This is a genomic window from Phenylobacterium composti DSM 19425 (genome assembly GCF_059568645.1).
Genome location: NZ_JCANTT010000020.1, coordinates 56,814 through 71,373, shown reverse-complemented (window position 1 = coordinate 71,373; position 14,560 = coordinate 56,814). Strand labels below are relative to the sequence as shown.

Sequence of the window (14,560 nt, the reverse complement as noted above, 5' to 3'; positions counted from 1 at the left end):
AGCAACGCGCTCAGCGCCAGTTGGTGTCAAGCGCCGGAGACGACCGCCCAGACGTGCTGCAGCATGCGGATGATGATGTGCGCCGCGAGCGCCAGGACCGCGATGCTGGCCACCGCCAGGACGTAGCCCAGCAGGGCCAGGACGCCGTCCTTCAGGATCAGCGCCAGGGACAGCACCGCCACCGCCAGCGCCGGCAGGATGTTGGCGCCCCAGATCGGCAGCACCAGGATCAGGGCCAGCACGGTGCAGACGATCCCGATCGCCCGCTCGCCCATGCGGCTGAACATGAAACCCATCCGCGGACGGGAGAGGTTCTCCACCCGCCGCAGCCAGCGGACCAGCCACGGCAGCCGTCCGCGGATGTCGGCCAGCGGGACTTCACGCAGGCGGATGCGCTGGGGCAGCCACGGGGCATGGCGGCCGGCCACCAGCTGGGGGGCGAGCAGCAGGAGCGGCGCGCCGAAGATCGTCGTCGCACCAGGCGGCAGCGGCAGAAGGCAGAGCAGGCTGAACAGGAGGAGCAGCGCCCCCATGGCCCGCCCGCCGAACCGGTCCATCAGCTCGGCCACGGTGATGCGGTCGGAGGGCAGGTCAGCCACCTCCTGCAGCACCTCCGACAACGGCTGATGATCGTCGGCCAACAGCATCATGCCACCTGATCCGGTCCCGAGGCCCGGCCTGCGCCCGGGCGGCAGGACGGAGCGTCGCCGGCAGGAACGCGGGAAGCGGCCGGAAGGTGGCTAGACGGCTTCCTTCAGCATCCGCCGCCGTTCCACGGACGAGGGGATGCGCATGGCCTCGCGGTACTTGGCCACGGTGCGGCGGGCGATGTCGACGCCGGCCTCCTTGAGAATCTCGACGATCCGGTCGTCCGAATGGACGTCCTCCTCGCGCGCCTCGGCGTCGATCAGCTGACGGATCTTGTGGCGCACGCTCTCGGCCGAATGGGCCTCGCCGCCGTCGGCCGAGGCAATGGCGGAGGTGAAGAAGAACTTCATCTCAAACACCCCCCGCGGGGTGGCCATGTACTTGTTCGAGGTGACCCGGCTGACCGTGCTCTCGTGCATGCCGATGGCCTCGGCCACGGTCTTCAGGTTCAGGGGCCGCAGGTGCTCGACCCCATAGGCCAGGAAGGCGTCCTGCTGACGCACGATCTCGGACGAGACCTTGAGGATGGTCCTGGCCCGCTGGTCGAGGCTCTTCATCAGCCAGTTGGCCTGGGCCAGGCAGTCGGCGACGAAGGTCTTCTCCTGGTCCGAACGGGCCTTGCCGCTGACGTGGGCGTGGTAGCGCTGGTCCACCAGCAGCCGGGGCAGGGTGTCGGTGTTCAGCTCCACATGCCAGAGACCGCCCGGCCCCTCGCGCACAAAGACGTCCGGCGCCACCGGCTGGGCAGGCTCGCCGCCGAAGGCCGCGCCGGGCCGGGGCGTCAGGCCCTTCAGCTCGGCGATCATGTCCCTCAGGTCCTCGTCGTCCACGCCGCAGGCCCGGCGCAGGGCGGCGAGGTCGCGGCGGGCGAGCAGCGGCAGGTTGTCCAGCAGTGCCGCCATGGCCGGGTCGTACCGGTTGCGGTCCTTCAGCTGCAGCATCAGGCACTCGCGCACGTCCCGGGCGCACACGCCCACCGGCTCGAAGCCCTGCAGCACCGACAGCACCCGCTCGATCAGGGCCATGTCGCAGCCCAGGCGCTCGGCCACCTCCTGAAGGTCCACCCGCAGGTAGCCGACCTCGTCCACGGCGTCGATCAGCACCCCGGCCACCGCGGCCTCGGGGGCGCTCAGGCCCGCCACCGCGAGCTGGTCGTGCAGGTGGTCGGCCAAGCTTTTCTCCTGGGCGAGGACGCCTTCCAGACCCTCCAGGTCGCCGTCGAAACCGCCGCCCTTGCCGGCCCGCGACCAGTCCACGGCCCCGCCCGCCTCGCCGGCGGCCTCCGGCGCATCGCCCGTGGCCCGCTCCCCCGGGGAAGCTTCGTCATGGGCCGCGTCCAGCTCGGCGCCGGCCGCCGCCGGGTCCACCCGGTCGAGGGTCAGATCCGTCGGCTCCGGAGCCGTCTCGGCCGCGCCGTCGCGCTCGGCCTCCTGCTCGCGCTCGTCCCGCTGCAGCAGCGGATTGCGCTCCAGCTCGGCCTCGACGAAGGCCTCGAGCTCGAGGTTGGACATCTGCAGCAGCTTGATCGCCTGCTGCAACTGGGGCGTGATCACCAGCCCCTGCCCTTGCCTCAGCTCCAGTCGCGCCGCGAGCGCCAAGATCCTCTAGCCTCTCTCCAGGCCCCGTGGCCTGTTTCTTGCTGGCGGGAGGCTAGGCCCGCGTTTCCAACCGATTGGTTAACCGGGCCGCAGCTTGGTTAACCAAAAAGATCAGGCCGCCTCGGCGGTCTCGGTCAGCCACGGAAAGTCCGGGTAGAACCGGGCCATCAGCCGGTCCACATAGGCCACCAGTGTCCCGAACTGCTCGGCCCGTCGGCGCAGGACCGCAGGCCCCGCCGGAGACATCAGCCTGGCCAGCACCGGAAACGCCGCCGCGTCCGCCGCGCACGGCCGGCGCCCGCACAGATAGGGCGCCTCGCCCATGAGCTCGGCCAGGGCCGCCAGGGAGCGCACCGCCAGCACCAGGGTCTCGCGGTCTGGCTCGGGCTGCTCCGCGGCCGGGCGCAGATGGTCCTCGGCCAGCCGTTCGATCAGCCAGGCCGTGGCCCGCCCCTGCGGGCTCAGCCCTTCCTCGAAGTCGACCCCATGGACCTGCTCCAGGAAGGCCCGCACCAGGGCGTCGCCGCCGATCGCCTGGCCGCCCGCCTCCAGCACCGGCGCGCCGGCCAGCCCGATCAAGGCCTTGCGGTAGGCCGCGCCGGCGATCTGCAGCAGCACCTCCGATTTCATGGCGGCCAGGTTCGATTCCGGCAGGCCGCCGGCGGGTCCGTGTCCGTGCAGGGTGATCATCTTCAAAGCCCTCAGTCCCGACCCGATCCGCTTGACACGCCACCCATAGCGTCGGCTTGCTGACAGCGTTTTGTCAGCAGGGTGGCGGGAGGCCCCATGCGCCGCGCAGACCGCCTGTTCCAGATCATCCAGATCCTCCGGCGCAGCCGCAGGCCGGTGACCGCCGACGTCATCGCCGCCGAGCTGGAGACCTCCAAGCGCACGGTCTATCGCGACATCGCCGACCTCATCGGCCAGCGCGCTCCGATCCGGGGCGAGGCCGGCGTAGGCTACGTCCTCGAAGACGGCTTCGACCTGCCGCCCCTCATGCTCACGCCCGACGAGGTGGAAGCCGCGGTCCTGGGCGCCCAGATGGTCGCCGTCCGGGGCGACCCGGCCCTGCAGCGCGCCGCCGAGGACCTGATCGCCAAGATCGCCGCCGTCATCCCCGAGCAGCTCCGCCCCCTGGTGCTGGAGCCGGCCACCCGGGCTGTCCCCGCCTGGCGCTCGGTCCCCGACAACCTCGACATGGCCGAGGTGCGCCGCTGCATCCGCATGGCCCGCAAGATCACCCTCACCTACCGTGACGAGCAGGAGCGCGAGACCCGACGCACCGTCTGGCCCTTCGCCATCGGCTACTATGAGACGAGCCGCCTGCTGGTGGCCTGGTGCGAGCTGCGCCGGGCTTTCCGCAGCTTCCGGACAGACCGCGTCACCGCCGCCGAATTCCACGAGGAGCGCTATCCCGAGCGCCCGGCGGTCCTGCGCACCCGCTGGCTGCGCGAGCGGGAGGAGCAGTGGCGGCAGATGAACGCGGCCGGCTGAACGCCGCGAGCATCACCGCCGCCTCGGGCCATCGCCGACAGATCCTGTCCACGGCCCGGGAACGTGCGGCCAGCGGCGCCGTTGCGCATGGAGCGTTAGCATCAACCGCCCGGAGGCCGCCCATGCGCCCGATCCTCGTTCTTCCCGTTCTCGCCGCCATCACCCTCGGCGGCTGCGCCAGCACCGGCGGCGGCAGCTGGGCCTCGGCCTGCGAGCGCGACTATGAGCGCAACCGCGCCGCTGCGACGGCCGCGGGCGCGGTGGTGGGCGCAGCCGCCGGCGCGGCGGTGGCCCGCGACGATGCGGCGGGTGCGGCCATTGGGGGCGTCGCCGGCGGCATCATCGGCAACCAGCTCGCCAAGCGCGACGACCCGTGCGGCTACGGCTTCAGCGGTTATCCCACCGAGCGCCGCTACGGCCGCTGGGACGAGCGCGGCCAGCGCTGGCGTCGCTGACCAGGGCCAGGCAGGGCCCGGCCCCTCACGCCTCCGTCGCCTCGGCCATCAAGGCCTGAAGGATCGGACAGGGCCCGGCCTCGGCGGCCGCACAGCTCGACAGCAGGGCCGCCAGGCCGTCCTCGCCGCCTGAAGCTCGGCCAGCCGCCGGTCCAGCGTCTCAAGCCGCGCCCGCGCCAGCTCGCTGGCCCGCTGACGCTCGGCCGGATCGAGGTCCAGCAGCTCGGCGATCTCGTCCAGGGAGAACCCCGCCGCCTTCGCCCGGCGGATGAAGCGCAGTCGGCGCAGGTGCGCCTCGTCATAGGCCCGGAAGGCGGCCCCCGCCGGGGGGGCGCGGCGCCGGCATCAGCCCCCGGCGCTGGTAGTAGCGCACGGTCTCGACCCCGACCCCGGCCTGTCTCGCCAGCCGCGAGACTGTCATCCCCCGAGCATCCGCCGGCCCCCTCGCCATCACCGCCTCCGTTTCGCGGGCGCTAGGTGCGCAGCACGGGGCCCGGCGTGAAGGTCAGAGTTCCCACCATTCAGGCCGCCGTTGCGGCTTGACTCCGGACCTGGGTCCGCAGGCTAGAACCAGGGCCAACAGTCAAGCTTACGGAGACCGTCCCATGCTCGGACTCGTCGCCGGCGTCGGCGCCGGCGTGGCCTTCGCCGCCCTTGTCGCCGTCGCCGAGCGCGCCACCCGTCGCCAGGTGCGCTGGTCCTGGCTGCTCGCCGCCGTCGGCCTGCTTCTCGCCTACTGGGCCGTGGTTATCCTCGGCGCCGGCGTACAGGAGGCCCTGCCCTGGGCCCGGGCCCTGCGCTGGAACTGGACCGGCAAGGCCATCTCCACCCTCGTCACCCTCGCCGCCGCCTGGGCGATCCTGCGCCACGACCGGGCCGAGGCGGGCCTGACCCTGCGCCAGGCGCCAGGCAGCCTCGGGCCCGCCGTCCTGGCCACCGGCCTCCTCTGCGCCCTGGCCTGGGCCTGCGAGGCCATGCTCGCCGACGGCCGCGACCTCTCGGGCGAGCGCCTGGCCTTCCAGGCCCTGATGCCCGGGCTGGACGAGGAGCTGTTCTTCCGCGGCCTCCTGCTGGCCGCCCTGACCCGGGCCATGCCCGATCGCTGGCGCCTGCTCGGCGCGCCCGTCGGCCCCGCGGGCCTCATCGTCACCTTCATCTTCGCCGTCGGCCACGGCGTGGGCTGGGCGGACGGGCGCCTGACGGTGGACCTTCCCGCCTTCGCCCTCACCGGAGCCCTCGGCGCCGGGCTCCTGTGGCTGCGCCAGCGCACCGGCGGCGTCGTCGCCCCGATCATCGCCCACAACCTCATCAACCTCGGCAATTCGTTCTTCTGACCCCGTCAGGCCCGTGGCCCGCGGCGGCACGCGCAGGCCGGGCCGGCGCCCGGGCCCACGCCCGCAGAACGCGGGATGACAGGGGCCCCGCCAAGGCTCACTCTCACCCCTTCGAGAGGCCGAGGGGCGTCGGAGACGGATGACCGACCCGGACGACATGATCCGGCGCCAGCGCGCGCTCGCAGACTTCGCCGACTTCGTGCTCGACCACGAGGATCTCGACGCCATCCTGGACGAGGCCTGCCGTCTCGTGGCCGGCGCCCTTAGAGCCGACCTCGCCTGCGTCATCGAGGTGGAGCCGGGGACCGACGCCGGCCTCGTACGCGCCGGCGTCGGATGCCGTCCGGGCGTCGTCGGCCGCGAGCGCCTGCGGCTCGCGGACCACCCGCTGTTTCTGGCCGGGCACGGCCTCGCCCCCCTCGCCGACGCCGAGATCCTCCTGCCGGGCCGCAGGCCCTGGGGCCGCTTGCAGGCCGCCGCCCTTGCCCCAGCGCCGCCCGATGCGGGGACGGCTCAGTTCCTCGCGACCCTCTCCGTCATGCTGGGGGCGGTGATCGACCGCCACCGGGTGGCCGCCGAGCGCGAGCAGGCCAGGCTCGGCCTGTCCGAACGTGACGAGCGCCTGCGCCGGGTGCTGGATGGCATGGGCGAGGCGTTCGGCCTCATCGCCCCCGACTTCACCATCGTCGAGTACAACCGCGAGGCCGTGCGGCTGGATGGCCGCCCGCGGGAGGCGGTGGTCGGCCGCAGCCACTGGCAGGCCTTTCCCGCGACGGAGGACTCCGAGGTCGGCCGCCTGCTCCAAAAGGCCATGGCCGAACGCATCCCGGTCTCCCTGGAACACCGCTACCCTCAGCGCGAGGGCGGCCGCTGGCTGGAGATGCGGGCCTATCCGACCGCCGACGGCTGCCTGGCGATGTTCTGGCGCGACGTCACCGACCGCCACGAGGCCGAGGCCGCCCTGCGCCGCAGCGAGGGCCGCTTCCGGGCGGTGGCCACCGCCGGCCCGCACCTGGTGTTCCGCATGAGCCCGGACTGGCAGGTGATGCTCGAGATGTCCGGCCAGGGCTTCGTCGCCGACGTGTACGAGCCGCTCGCGGGCTGGGCCGAAAAGTTCATCCCGCCCGAGGACCAGCCGCTGATCTTCGCCGCCATCGACAGGGCGGTCCGCGAGCGCTCGGTGTTCGACCTGGAGCACCGGGCCATCAGCATTGATGGGGAGATCGGCTGGGCCCATTCCCGCGCCGTGCCCCTGGCCGGCGCGGATGGCGAGATCGTGGAGTGGTTCGGCGTCTCCAACGACGTCAGCGCCCGCAAGCGCGCCGAGATGGCCCTGCGCGAGAGCGAGGCGCGGCTGGCCGCCGCCTTCGAGAGCGTGCCGGCTGGCCTGGCGGTCATCGACACCAGCGGCAAGGCCGTCCTCGCCAACACCGAATACCGCCGCTTCCTGCCCAGTGGAGTCATCCCGTCCCGCGATCCCGAGCGCGGCGGCCTCTGGCGCAGCTGGGACGCCGAGGGCCGGCCGCTGCCCCGCGACCAGTTTCCCGGCTCCCGGGCCTTGCGGGGCGAGCACGTCACGCCCGGCCAGGAGATGCTCTATACGGACGAGGAGGGCCGCGAGGTGTGGACCAACGTGGCCATGGCCCCGGTTTTCGACGATGCGGGCCGGGTGACGGGGGCCATCACCGTGATCAGCGACATCACCCAGCGGCGAAAGGCCGAGGAGCGTCAGCAGGTGCTGGTGGCCGAACTCCAGCACCGCACCCGCAACCTGATCACCGTGGTCGGCGCCCTGGCCCGCCGGACCCTCGGCGAATCGGACACCCTCGCCGACTTCGAGCCCCGGTTCGCGGCGCGGCTCGAGGCCCTGTCCCGGGTGCAGGGACTGCTGTCACGCCTCTCCGCCGGCGCCCGGGTCACCTTCGACGAACTCCTGCGCTCCGAGCTGTCCGCCCTGGGCGCCCCGGCCGAACGCCTGACCCTCGACGGGCCGCCCGGGGTCGAGTTGCGCTCCTCCTCTGTGCAGATCTTCGCCCTCGCCCTCCATGAGCTCGGCACCAACGCCGTGAAATATGGGGCCTTCGCCGGCGCCGGGGGGGCGCTGACCGTGCGCTGGAGCGTCTCCGGCGAGGGCGAGGACCGGCGCCTCCTGGTCGAATGGCGTGAGCGGGGCGCCGACATGCGCGGCGCCGACGGCCCGCCGCGCGGCGGCGGCTATGGCCGCGAACTCATCGAACGCTCCCTGCCCTACCAGCTGGGAGCCGAGACCACCTATGATCTCACCGCCGATGGCGTCTGCTGCACCATCGCCGTACCCATCCCGCCGGATCGGATCCTCGCATGACCCTCAACCGACTCGCCGGACGGCGCATCCTGCTCGTGGAGGATGAGTATCTGATCGCCGAGGACATCCGCTGCCTCCTGGAGGAGGCCGGCGCCGTGGTCGTCGGTCCCGCCCCGACCGTGACCCGCGCCCTGGCCCTGATCGAGGCCGAACCGGCCATCGACGGCGCCATCCTCGACGTCAATCTCGGCGGGGAGAAGAGCTTCCCGGTGGCCGAGGCCCTGCGTCGGCGCTCGGCCCCGTTCCTCTTCGCCACCGGCTACAATCTCGACGACATGCCGCCGGAGTGGCGCAGCGCCCGCTGCGTCATCAAGCCCATCACCCCGGACACCCTGGCCACGATCCTCTGACCGGAGCAGGCGAAAGCCCGGCGACGGCGGATCAGGTGAAACGGTCGCCCAGATAGACCCGGCGCACTTCCGGATCGTCGACGATCTCGTCGGGGCTGCCCTCGAACAGCACCTCGCCCGCATGGATGATCGAAGCCCGGTCGATGATGTCCAGGGTCTCGCGGACGTTGTGGTCGGTGATCAGGATGCCAATGCCGCGCTGCTTCAGATAGCCGATCACCTCGCGGATGTCGGCGATGGCCAGGGGGTCGATCCCGGCGAAGGGCTCGTCCAGCAGCATGAACGACGGCTCGGAGGCCAGGGCCCGGGCGATCTCCACCCGCCGCCGTTCACCCCCGGACAGCGACACCGCCGGCGAATCGCGCAGGTGCTCGATGTGCAGCTCTTCCAGCAGGCGCGTCACCGTGGCCCGGGCCTGCTTCTGGTCCCGCTGGCGCAGCTCCACCACCGCCATCACGTTCTCCCACACGGTCATGCCGCGGAAGATCGAGGTTTCCTGGGGCAGGTAGCCCACGCCCATGCGGGCGCGCTGGTACATCGGCTGGGCGGTGATGTTCTCCCCGTCCAGATAGATGGCGCCGTAGTCGGCCGGGATCAGGCCGGTGATCATGTAGAAGGTGGTGGTCTTGCCCGCACCGTTGGGGCCGAGCAGGCCGGCCACCTCGCCCCGGGCGAGCCGCAGGCTGACGCCCTTCACCACCGGCCGGCCGCGGAACGACTTGCCGATGTTGTCCACCACCAGCCCCTCCAGGGGCAGGCCGGCGCGCGTGTCGATCCGCTCCGGCTTGGTCACGGGTTGGACTTCTTGCTGGGGTAGAAGACGCCCCGGGGACGCGCAGCCTGGTTCCGGCCCTTGGCGCTCCCCTCCATCTTGCCCTCGCCGGTGTTGACGTTGAACACCATGCGCGAGCCGCGCAGCACGTTCTGGCCCTGCACCGCCACCACGTCGCCGGTGAGCACGATGGTCTCGGTCCGGGCGTCATAGACGGCGTTGTCGCCGCGCACCCGCTGCTGGGGCGTCACATAGTAGACCCCGCCCTCGGCCTCGAGGCGGCGCAGGTCGCCGCAGCCGCCGCCGGCGGCGCCGGGCTTGGATGCGGGCTTGGAGTCGAAGAACGTGCGGATGACATTGGCCCGCAGGCGGGCGTTGCCCTGCAGCGCCTCGGCGTTGCCGCGCCAGGTGGACGTGCAGGCCGACTGCGCCACCTCCAGCTCGTCGGCCGTCATGTCGATGGGCGCGTCGGTGTTCTGGGCGAGCTGGGCCGCCGCCGGAGCCGAGAGCGCCAGGGCCGCGAGCAGCGCGATGGAGAGGACGGGAGACTTCATCTGGGCTCTATTGTTTCGTGTTCACCCGGGCGCGGACCCCGCCCTTGAAGACCATGCGATCGCCTTTGCCGTAAACGCCATAGGACTTCGCTTCGATTTCACCAAGGCCGCCCGAGCCCTGAATGGGGCCTGAACCGACCAGTTCCCCGGTCTTGGTGTCGAACAGCGAAGCGGCGGTCTGGAAGGCGTTCTGGGGGTCGGCCATGTTCACCCCGCCCGAAAGCTGCAGCTTGCCGGTGGACTCGTGGAACACCCCCTTGGCGCCGTTCAGCCGCAGCTGATCGGGACCGCCCTCGTCCAGGACCAGGGCCGGCTTGTCGAGCAGCACGCGCTGGTAGTCCTGCCGGTCGCGGACGGCGGAGTTGGCGGTGAGCACGAAGGCGCGGCCCTTGTCGTCGCGGCCCACGAAGCGCGGGTTCACCAGCCGGATCGTCTCGTCCTCGCCCTGCGCCTGACGCGGCTGGGCGCGGAAGGTGGACCAGGCGACGCTGCCCGCCAGGCCCAGGAAAATCAGGCCGATGAGGGCCGGCAGCACGATGCGCAGCAGGCGGATCAGCTTCGAACGCCGGCGCCAGCGCTCGAAATCGGCGCGGCGGGGCGGGGCCTGGAACGTAGCGTCGGACGCCGTCATGGCGACCTCCACGTCACGAGTGGGCGAAGATGTCGACGTCTTCCCAGCCGGCGACATCGAGCACCGCGCGATGCGGCAGGAATTCGAAGCACGCCTTGGCCAGTCCGTCACGCCCTTCCCGCATGAGCATCTCCTGGAGCTTCTCTCTCAGGGCGTGCAGGTGCAGCACGTCCGAGGCGGCGTAGGCCACCTGGTCGTCAGATAGGGTGGCCGCGCCCCAGTCGGAACTCTGCTGGGCCTTGGACAGGTCCACGCCGAGCAGCTCGCGGCAGATGTCCTTCAGCCCGTGCCGGTCGGTGTAGGTGCGGGCGAGCTTCGAGGCGATCTTGGTGCAGTAGACCGGCTGGGTGACCACGCCCAGGTGCAGCCAGAACATGGCGATGTCGAAGCGCCCGAAGTGGAAGATCTTCACCACCTGCGGGTCGGTCAGCAGCCGCTTCAGGTTGGGGGCGTCGTAGGTCTTGCGGTCCAGCTTGACCAGGTGGGCGTCGCCGTCCCCGGCCGAAAGCTGCACCACGCACAGCGGGTCCCGCCCGAGCCGGAGGCCCATGGTCTCCGAATCGATCGCGACGAACGCCGCGCCGGCCAGCGCGCCAGCCGGAAGATCGCCCTCGTGAACGTAGGTGGTCACTTCGCCTCTACTCCGACGCCGTTTGCTCCACCCCCGCTATCGAAGGGGTGGTGCCCAGGAGAGGACTCGAACCTCCACGGCTATTAACCACTGGTACCTGAAACCAGCGCGTCTACCAATTCCGCCACCTGGGCCCGGTCCGTCGGATCGGGAGGCGGCTACATATGGCGCCGGCCGGGCCGGGTCAACGCTGCTGCTGAAGAAGTTTTGAGTCGCGTTGCGGCGCGGGGCTGCATCGTCTAATCCGCAGACCTCTGAAGTCCCCTATTTTCCGAGCGGCAGCGGCTATGCAGAACCTCGTCACCGTCTTCGGCGGATCCGGCTTCGTCGGCAACCAGGCCGTCCGCCAGCTCGCCAAGGCCGGCTGGCGCGTCCGCGTCGCCGTGCGCAACCCGAATCTCGGCTACCGGATGCGCCTGCTGGGCGACGTGGGCCAGATCGACGTGGTCCAGGCCAATGTCCGCGACGCTGATTCGGTCCGCCGCGCCCTGGAAGGCGCCGCGGCCGCGGTGAACCTCGTCGGCATCCTCTACGAGACCGGCCGCCAGAAATTCCAGGCGGTGCACGTGGACGGCGCCCGCGCCGTGGCCGAAGCCGCCGCCGCGGGAGGCGTCGCCCGCGTGGTGCAGATGTCCGCCCTGGGCGCCGACCCGGAAGGGCCTTCGGCCTACGCCCGCACCAAGGCCGAGGGCGAGGCGGCGGTCCGCGCCGCGCGGCCCGATGTGGTGATCCTGCGCCCCTCCGTGGTGTTCGGCCCCGAGGACCGCTTCTTCAACAAGTTCGCGGCCATGGCCTCGTTCTCGCCGGTGCTGCCGCTGATCGGCGGCGGCGAGACCCGGTTCCAGCCGGTGTTCGTGGGCGATGTGGGCAAAGCGGTCGCCAAGGCCGTCGCCGCCCCCGAAGCCGCCGGCCAGACCTATGAGCTGGGCGGGGCGGCCGAGTTCACCTTCCGCCAGCTCATGGAGATGATGCTGGCCGAGACCGGCCGACGCCGCATTCTGCTGCCCGTGCCGTTCGGCGTCGCCGGCCTGCTGGGCGGCCTCGGCGACCTCGTCGCCGGCGTCGTCCCGCCGCCCGTCACCTCCGACCAGGTGCGCAGCCTGCGGGCCGACAATGTGGTCAGCGGCCAGTATCCGGGCCTCGCCGACCTCGGCCTCGCGCCGACGACGCTGGAGGCGGTGCTGCCGACCTACCTCTACCGCTATCGCAAGGGCGGGCAGTACGCTGACCAGGAAGCCCGCGCCATCGCGGGCGGCCACGCCTAGAAGCCGAACGGGGGCGCAGGGCCGGCCCCCGTTGCTCAGGTCAGGGCGAGGATCGCAAGCCCGGTCCCGCCGATGGCGATTCGCAACCAGCCGAACGGGGCGAAGCCCCGCCGCGTCACCACGGCCAGCATGGCCTTGATGACCACCACCGCCACCACGAAGGCGGTGACGAAGCCGATCCCCAGAAGCTCGACCCTGCCCGCGGCCGCCAGCTGCTCGCGGCTTTCCCAGGCGTCGAGGACGAAGGCGCCCAGCATTGTCGGGATCGCCAGGAAGAACGTGAACTCGGCCGCCGCCCGCTTCTCCACCCGCATCAGCATGCCGCCGACGATGGTCGAGCCCGAGCGGGAGACGCCGGGCATCATGGCCAGCACCTGATAGCAGCCGATCAGGAAGGCGGTGCGCAGCGGCAGGCGCATGGCGTCGTCGTGTACGGCCGCCGGCGCCTTGCGGTCGATGAACAGCAGGATGATCCCGCCGATCACCAGCGAGATGCACTGCACCATCGGGCTGTCGAACAGCACCGACTTGATGAAGTCGTGCAGCAGCAGGCCCAGGATGATCGACGGGACGAAGGCCGCCAGGATCGACAGGGCGAACCGCCGGCTGTCCGGGCTGGACGGCAGGGTCGCCACCGCCCCCCAGAGCTTCTGGAAGTAGAGCACCACCACGGCGAGGATGGCGCCCAGCTGGATCATCACCGCGAAGGTGTTCCAGAACGGGTCCTTCAGCCCCATGGCCTGTTTGGCCAGCAGCATCATCCCCGTGGAGGACACCGGGATGAACTCGGTCAGCCCCTCGATGACCCCGAGAATGACGGCATAGACCCAGTCCGGCACGACGGCGCTCCAAAGCATGAGGCAGGGCGGCAAAGGGGCGGCACTATGGTGAACATCCGGTTCATCTCAAAATTGGACTAATGTGAATCGACGCCCGGTTTTCGAACGCCGATCAGGCGTGACAAAGATTCTGATAGTCCCGATTTTTGATTACCGTCTTTGCGGAGGCCGGCTCCGCCTCTAAATGCCCGGCTTGCGGAGGGACCCATGGCCGAGCGCATGCTGAAATTCACTGTCGTTGAGCGGTCGACGCCGGAGAAGCGTCCGGCCGAGGCGCGGGCGCACGACTTCCATGAGATCTATCGCGACTTCATCGACGCCAAGGCGGCCGAGCAGGCCTCGCGCTGCTCGCAATGCGGCGTGCCGTTCTGTCAGTCGCACTGCCCGCTGCACAACAACATCCCCGACTGGCTGCGGATGACCGCCGAGGGCCGGCTCGAGGAAGCCTACGCCCTGTCTCAGGCCACCAACTCCATGCCCGAGATCTGCGGCCGCATCTGCCCGCAGGACCGCCTGTGCGAGGGCAACTGCGTCATCGAGCAGTCGGGCCACGGCACCGTCACCATCGGCGCGGTCGAGCGCTACCTCACCGACAAGGCCTGGGAAGAAGGCTGGGTTCAGCCCCTGCGGGCCGGCGAGCCGCGCGGCCAGTCGGTGGGCGTGGTGGGCGCGGGCCCCGCCGGCCTGGCCGCCGCCGAACGCCTCGTGGAGCTCGGCTACAAGGTCACCGTCTACGACCGCCATGACCGCCCCGGCGGCCTGCTGATCTACGGCATCCCCGGCTTCAAGCTCGAGAAGCACGTCGTCGAACGGCGCACCCGCCGCCTGGCCGAGGGCGGGGTCGAGTTCAAGCTGTCGTTCGAGGTCGGCCGCGACGCCACCCTCGCCGAGCTCAGGCAGCGCCATGACGGCGTGCTGCTGGCCACCGGCGTCTATGCCGCCCGCGACCTGTCCGTCCCCGGCGCCGGCTCGGACGGGGTGGTCCCGGCCCTGGAGTATCTGATCGCCTCGAACCGCGAGCAGCTGGGCGACGGCCCGGTCGACTCGCGCCTCAGCGCCGCGGGGAAGCATGTGGTGGTGGTCGGCGGCGGCGACACCGCCATGGACTGCGTCCGCACCGCCATCCGCCAGGGCGCCGCCTCGGTGACCTGCCTCTATCGCCGCGACCGTGCCAACATGCCGGGCTCGGCCCGCGAGGTCGCCCACGCCGAGGAGGAGGGCGTGGTCTTCGAATGGCTCGCCGCGCCCAAGGCGATCACCGGCGAAGCCCTGGCCGCCGCCGGGGTGCGCGCCGTGCGCATGCGCCTCGGCTCGCCCGACGCCTCCGGCCGCCAGAGCCCCGAGGAGATCGAAGGCGCCGACTTTGAGCTGAAGGCCGATCTCGTGATCAAGGCCCTGGGCTTCGATCCCGAGGACCTGCCCACGGCCTTCCGCGCCGAGGACCTGGCCGTGACCCGCTGGGGCACGCTCAAGACCGACTACCGGAGCATGATGACCTCGATCCCCGGCGTCTTCGCCGCCGGCGACATCGTCCGCGGCGCCAGCCTCGTCGTCTGGGCCATCCGCGACGGCCGCGACGCCGCCGAGGCCATGCACCGCTACCTCACCGCCCACGCCAGCGCCGCCCTGATGGCGGCGGAGTAGG

At 71.3% G+C, this 14,560-nt stretch carries 17 protein-coding genes and 1 tRNA gene; 7 read left to right on the top strand and 11 right to left on the bottom strand.

Features of this window, described 5'->3' with window-relative positions:
• Positions 1-26: 26 nt before the first annotated feature.
• From BO64_RS15785 to BO64_RS15775, 3 genes are all read right to left on the bottom strand, one after another.
• Positions 27-650, bottom strand: a complete 624-nt coding sequence (locus tag BO64_RS15785; RefSeq protein WP_496404265.1) for an exopolysaccharide biosynthesis protein — start codon at positions 648-650, stop codon at positions 27-29.
• 90 nt (positions 651-740) lie between these two features.
• The gene (rpoN, locus tag BO64_RS15780; protein ID WP_496404264.1) at positions 741-2,246 is read right to left on the bottom strand and encodes an RNA polymerase factor sigma-54; all 1,506 of its coding nucleotides are present in this window, start codon (positions 2,244-2,246) and stop codon (positions 741-743) included.
• A 111-nt stretch (positions 2,247-2,357) separates the two neighbouring features.
• Positions 2,358-2,936, bottom strand: coding sequence for a glutathione S-transferase family protein (locus BO64_RS15775; RefSeq protein WP_496404263.1), 579 nt, complete (start codon positions 2,934-2,936; stop codon positions 2,358-2,360).
• Between the two features lie 96 nt (positions 2,937-3,032).
• On the opposite strand from BO64_RS15775, the gene BO64_RS15770 reads away from it, so the two are divergent.
• Both BO64_RS15770 and BO64_RS15765 read left to right on the top strand, forming a co-directional pair.
• Positions 3,033-3,740: a helix-turn-helix transcriptional regulator gene (locus BO64_RS15770; RefSeq protein ID WP_496404262.1), complete on the top strand. Its 708-nt coding sequence runs from the start codon at positions 3,033-3,035 to the stop codon at positions 3,738-3,740.
• Between the two features lie 122 nt (positions 3,741-3,862).
• Positions 3,863-4,195: a hypothetical protein gene (locus BO64_RS15765; protein ID WP_496404261.1), complete on the top strand. Its 333-nt coding sequence runs from the start codon at positions 3,863-3,865 to the stop codon at positions 4,193-4,195.
• A gap of 48 nt (positions 4,196-4,243) precedes the next feature.
• Here the strand turns inward: BO64_RS15765 and BO64_RS15760 are convergent, their stop codons facing one another.
• Positions 4,244-4,465, bottom strand: coding sequence for a MerR family DNA-binding protein (locus BO64_RS15760; RefSeq protein WP_496404340.1), 222 nt, complete (start codon positions 4,463-4,465; stop codon positions 4,244-4,246).
• Between the two features lie 28 nt (positions 4,466-4,493).
• Positions 4,494-4,616 carry a MerR family DNA-binding transcriptional regulator gene (locus tag BO64_RS15755; protein ID WP_496404260.1) on the bottom strand — a complete coding sequence of 41 codons (123 nt, stop codon included), beginning with the start codon at positions 4,614-4,616 and terminating at the stop codon, positions 4,494-4,496.
• Positions 4,617-4,800: 184 nt separating this feature from the next.
• Here BO64_RS15755 and BO64_RS15750 point away from each other — a divergent pair, with 184 nt between their 5' ends.
• The 3 genes from BO64_RS15750 to BO64_RS15740 all read left to right on the top strand — a co-directional run bounded on the left by BO64_RS15750 (position 4,801) and on the right by BO64_RS15740 (position 8,223).
• Entirely contained in the window at positions 4,801-5,529 is a 729-nt protein-coding gene (locus tag BO64_RS15750; protein WP_496404259.1) for a CPBP family intramembrane glutamic endopeptidase, read from the top strand.
• A gap of 139 nt (positions 5,530-5,668) precedes the next feature.
• The gene (locus BO64_RS15745; RefSeq protein ID WP_496404258.1) at positions 5,669-7,873 is read left to right on the top strand and encodes a PAS domain S-box protein; all 2,205 of its coding nucleotides are present in this window, start codon (positions 5,669-5,671) and stop codon (positions 7,871-7,873) included.
• A complete protein-coding gene (locus tag BO64_RS15740) occupies positions 7,870-8,223 on the top strand; it encodes a response regulator (RefSeq protein WP_496404257.1) in 354 nt (117 codons plus the stop codon). The genes BO64_RS15745 and BO64_RS15740 overlap by 4 nt, the downstream gene beginning before the upstream one ends.
• Positions 8,224-8,254: 31 nt before the next feature.
• On the opposite strand, the gene lptB is transcribed toward BO64_RS15740, so the two are convergent.
• From lptB to BO64_RS15715, 5 genes are all read right to left on the bottom strand, one after another.
• The gene (gene lptB / locus BO64_RS15735; RefSeq protein ID WP_496404339.1) at positions 8,255-8,980 is read right to left on the bottom strand and encodes an LPS export ABC transporter ATP-binding protein; all 726 of its coding nucleotides are present in this window, start codon (positions 8,978-8,980) and stop codon (positions 8,255-8,257) included.
• 32 nt (positions 8,981-9,012) lie between these two features.
• On the bottom strand, positions 9,013-9,549 hold the full coding sequence (locus BO64_RS15730) for an LptA/OstA family protein (RefSeq protein ID WP_496404256.1): 537 nt from the start codon (positions 9,547-9,549) through the stop codon (positions 9,013-9,015).
• Positions 9,550-9,556: 7 nt separating this feature from the next.
• A complete protein-coding gene (lptC, locus tag BO64_RS15725) occupies positions 9,557-10,180 on the bottom strand; it encodes an LPS export ABC transporter periplasmic protein LptC (RefSeq protein ID WP_496404255.1) in 624 nt (207 codons plus the stop codon).
• A gap of 13 nt (positions 10,181-10,193) precedes the next feature.
• A complete protein-coding gene (locus BO64_RS15720) occupies positions 10,194-10,811 on the bottom strand; it encodes a ribonuclease D (RefSeq protein ID WP_496404254.1) in 618 nt (205 codons plus the stop codon).
• Positions 10,812-10,859: 48 nt separating this feature from the next.
• Positions 10,860-10,945, bottom strand: a tRNA-Leu gene (locus tag BO64_RS15715).
• A 153-nt stretch (positions 10,946-11,098) separates the two neighbouring features.
• Here BO64_RS15715 and BO64_RS15710 point away from each other — a divergent pair.
• Positions 11,099-12,076 (top strand): complex I NDUFA9 subunit family protein, encoded by a 978-nt coding sequence (locus BO64_RS15710; RefSeq protein ID WP_496404253.1) that lies wholly within the window; start codon positions 11,099-11,101, stop codon positions 12,074-12,076.
• A gap of 35 nt (positions 12,077-12,111) precedes the next feature.
• On the opposite strand, the gene BO64_RS15705 is transcribed toward BO64_RS15710, so the two are convergent.
• Positions 12,112-12,915, bottom strand: a complete 804-nt coding sequence (locus tag BO64_RS15705; RefSeq protein WP_496404252.1) for an undecaprenyl-diphosphate phosphatase — start codon at positions 12,913-12,915, stop codon at positions 12,112-12,114.
• 207 nt (positions 12,916-13,122) lie between these two features.
• Here BO64_RS15705 and BO64_RS15700 point away from each other — a divergent pair, with 207 nt between their 5' ends.
• Positions 13,123-14,559 carry an NAD(P)-dependent oxidoreductase gene (locus BO64_RS15700; RefSeq protein WP_496404251.1) on the top strand — a complete coding sequence of 479 codons (1,437 nt, stop codon included), beginning with the start codon at positions 13,123-13,125 and terminating at the stop codon, positions 14,557-14,559.
• The last annotated feature ends 1 nt before the right edge of the window (position 14,560 follow it).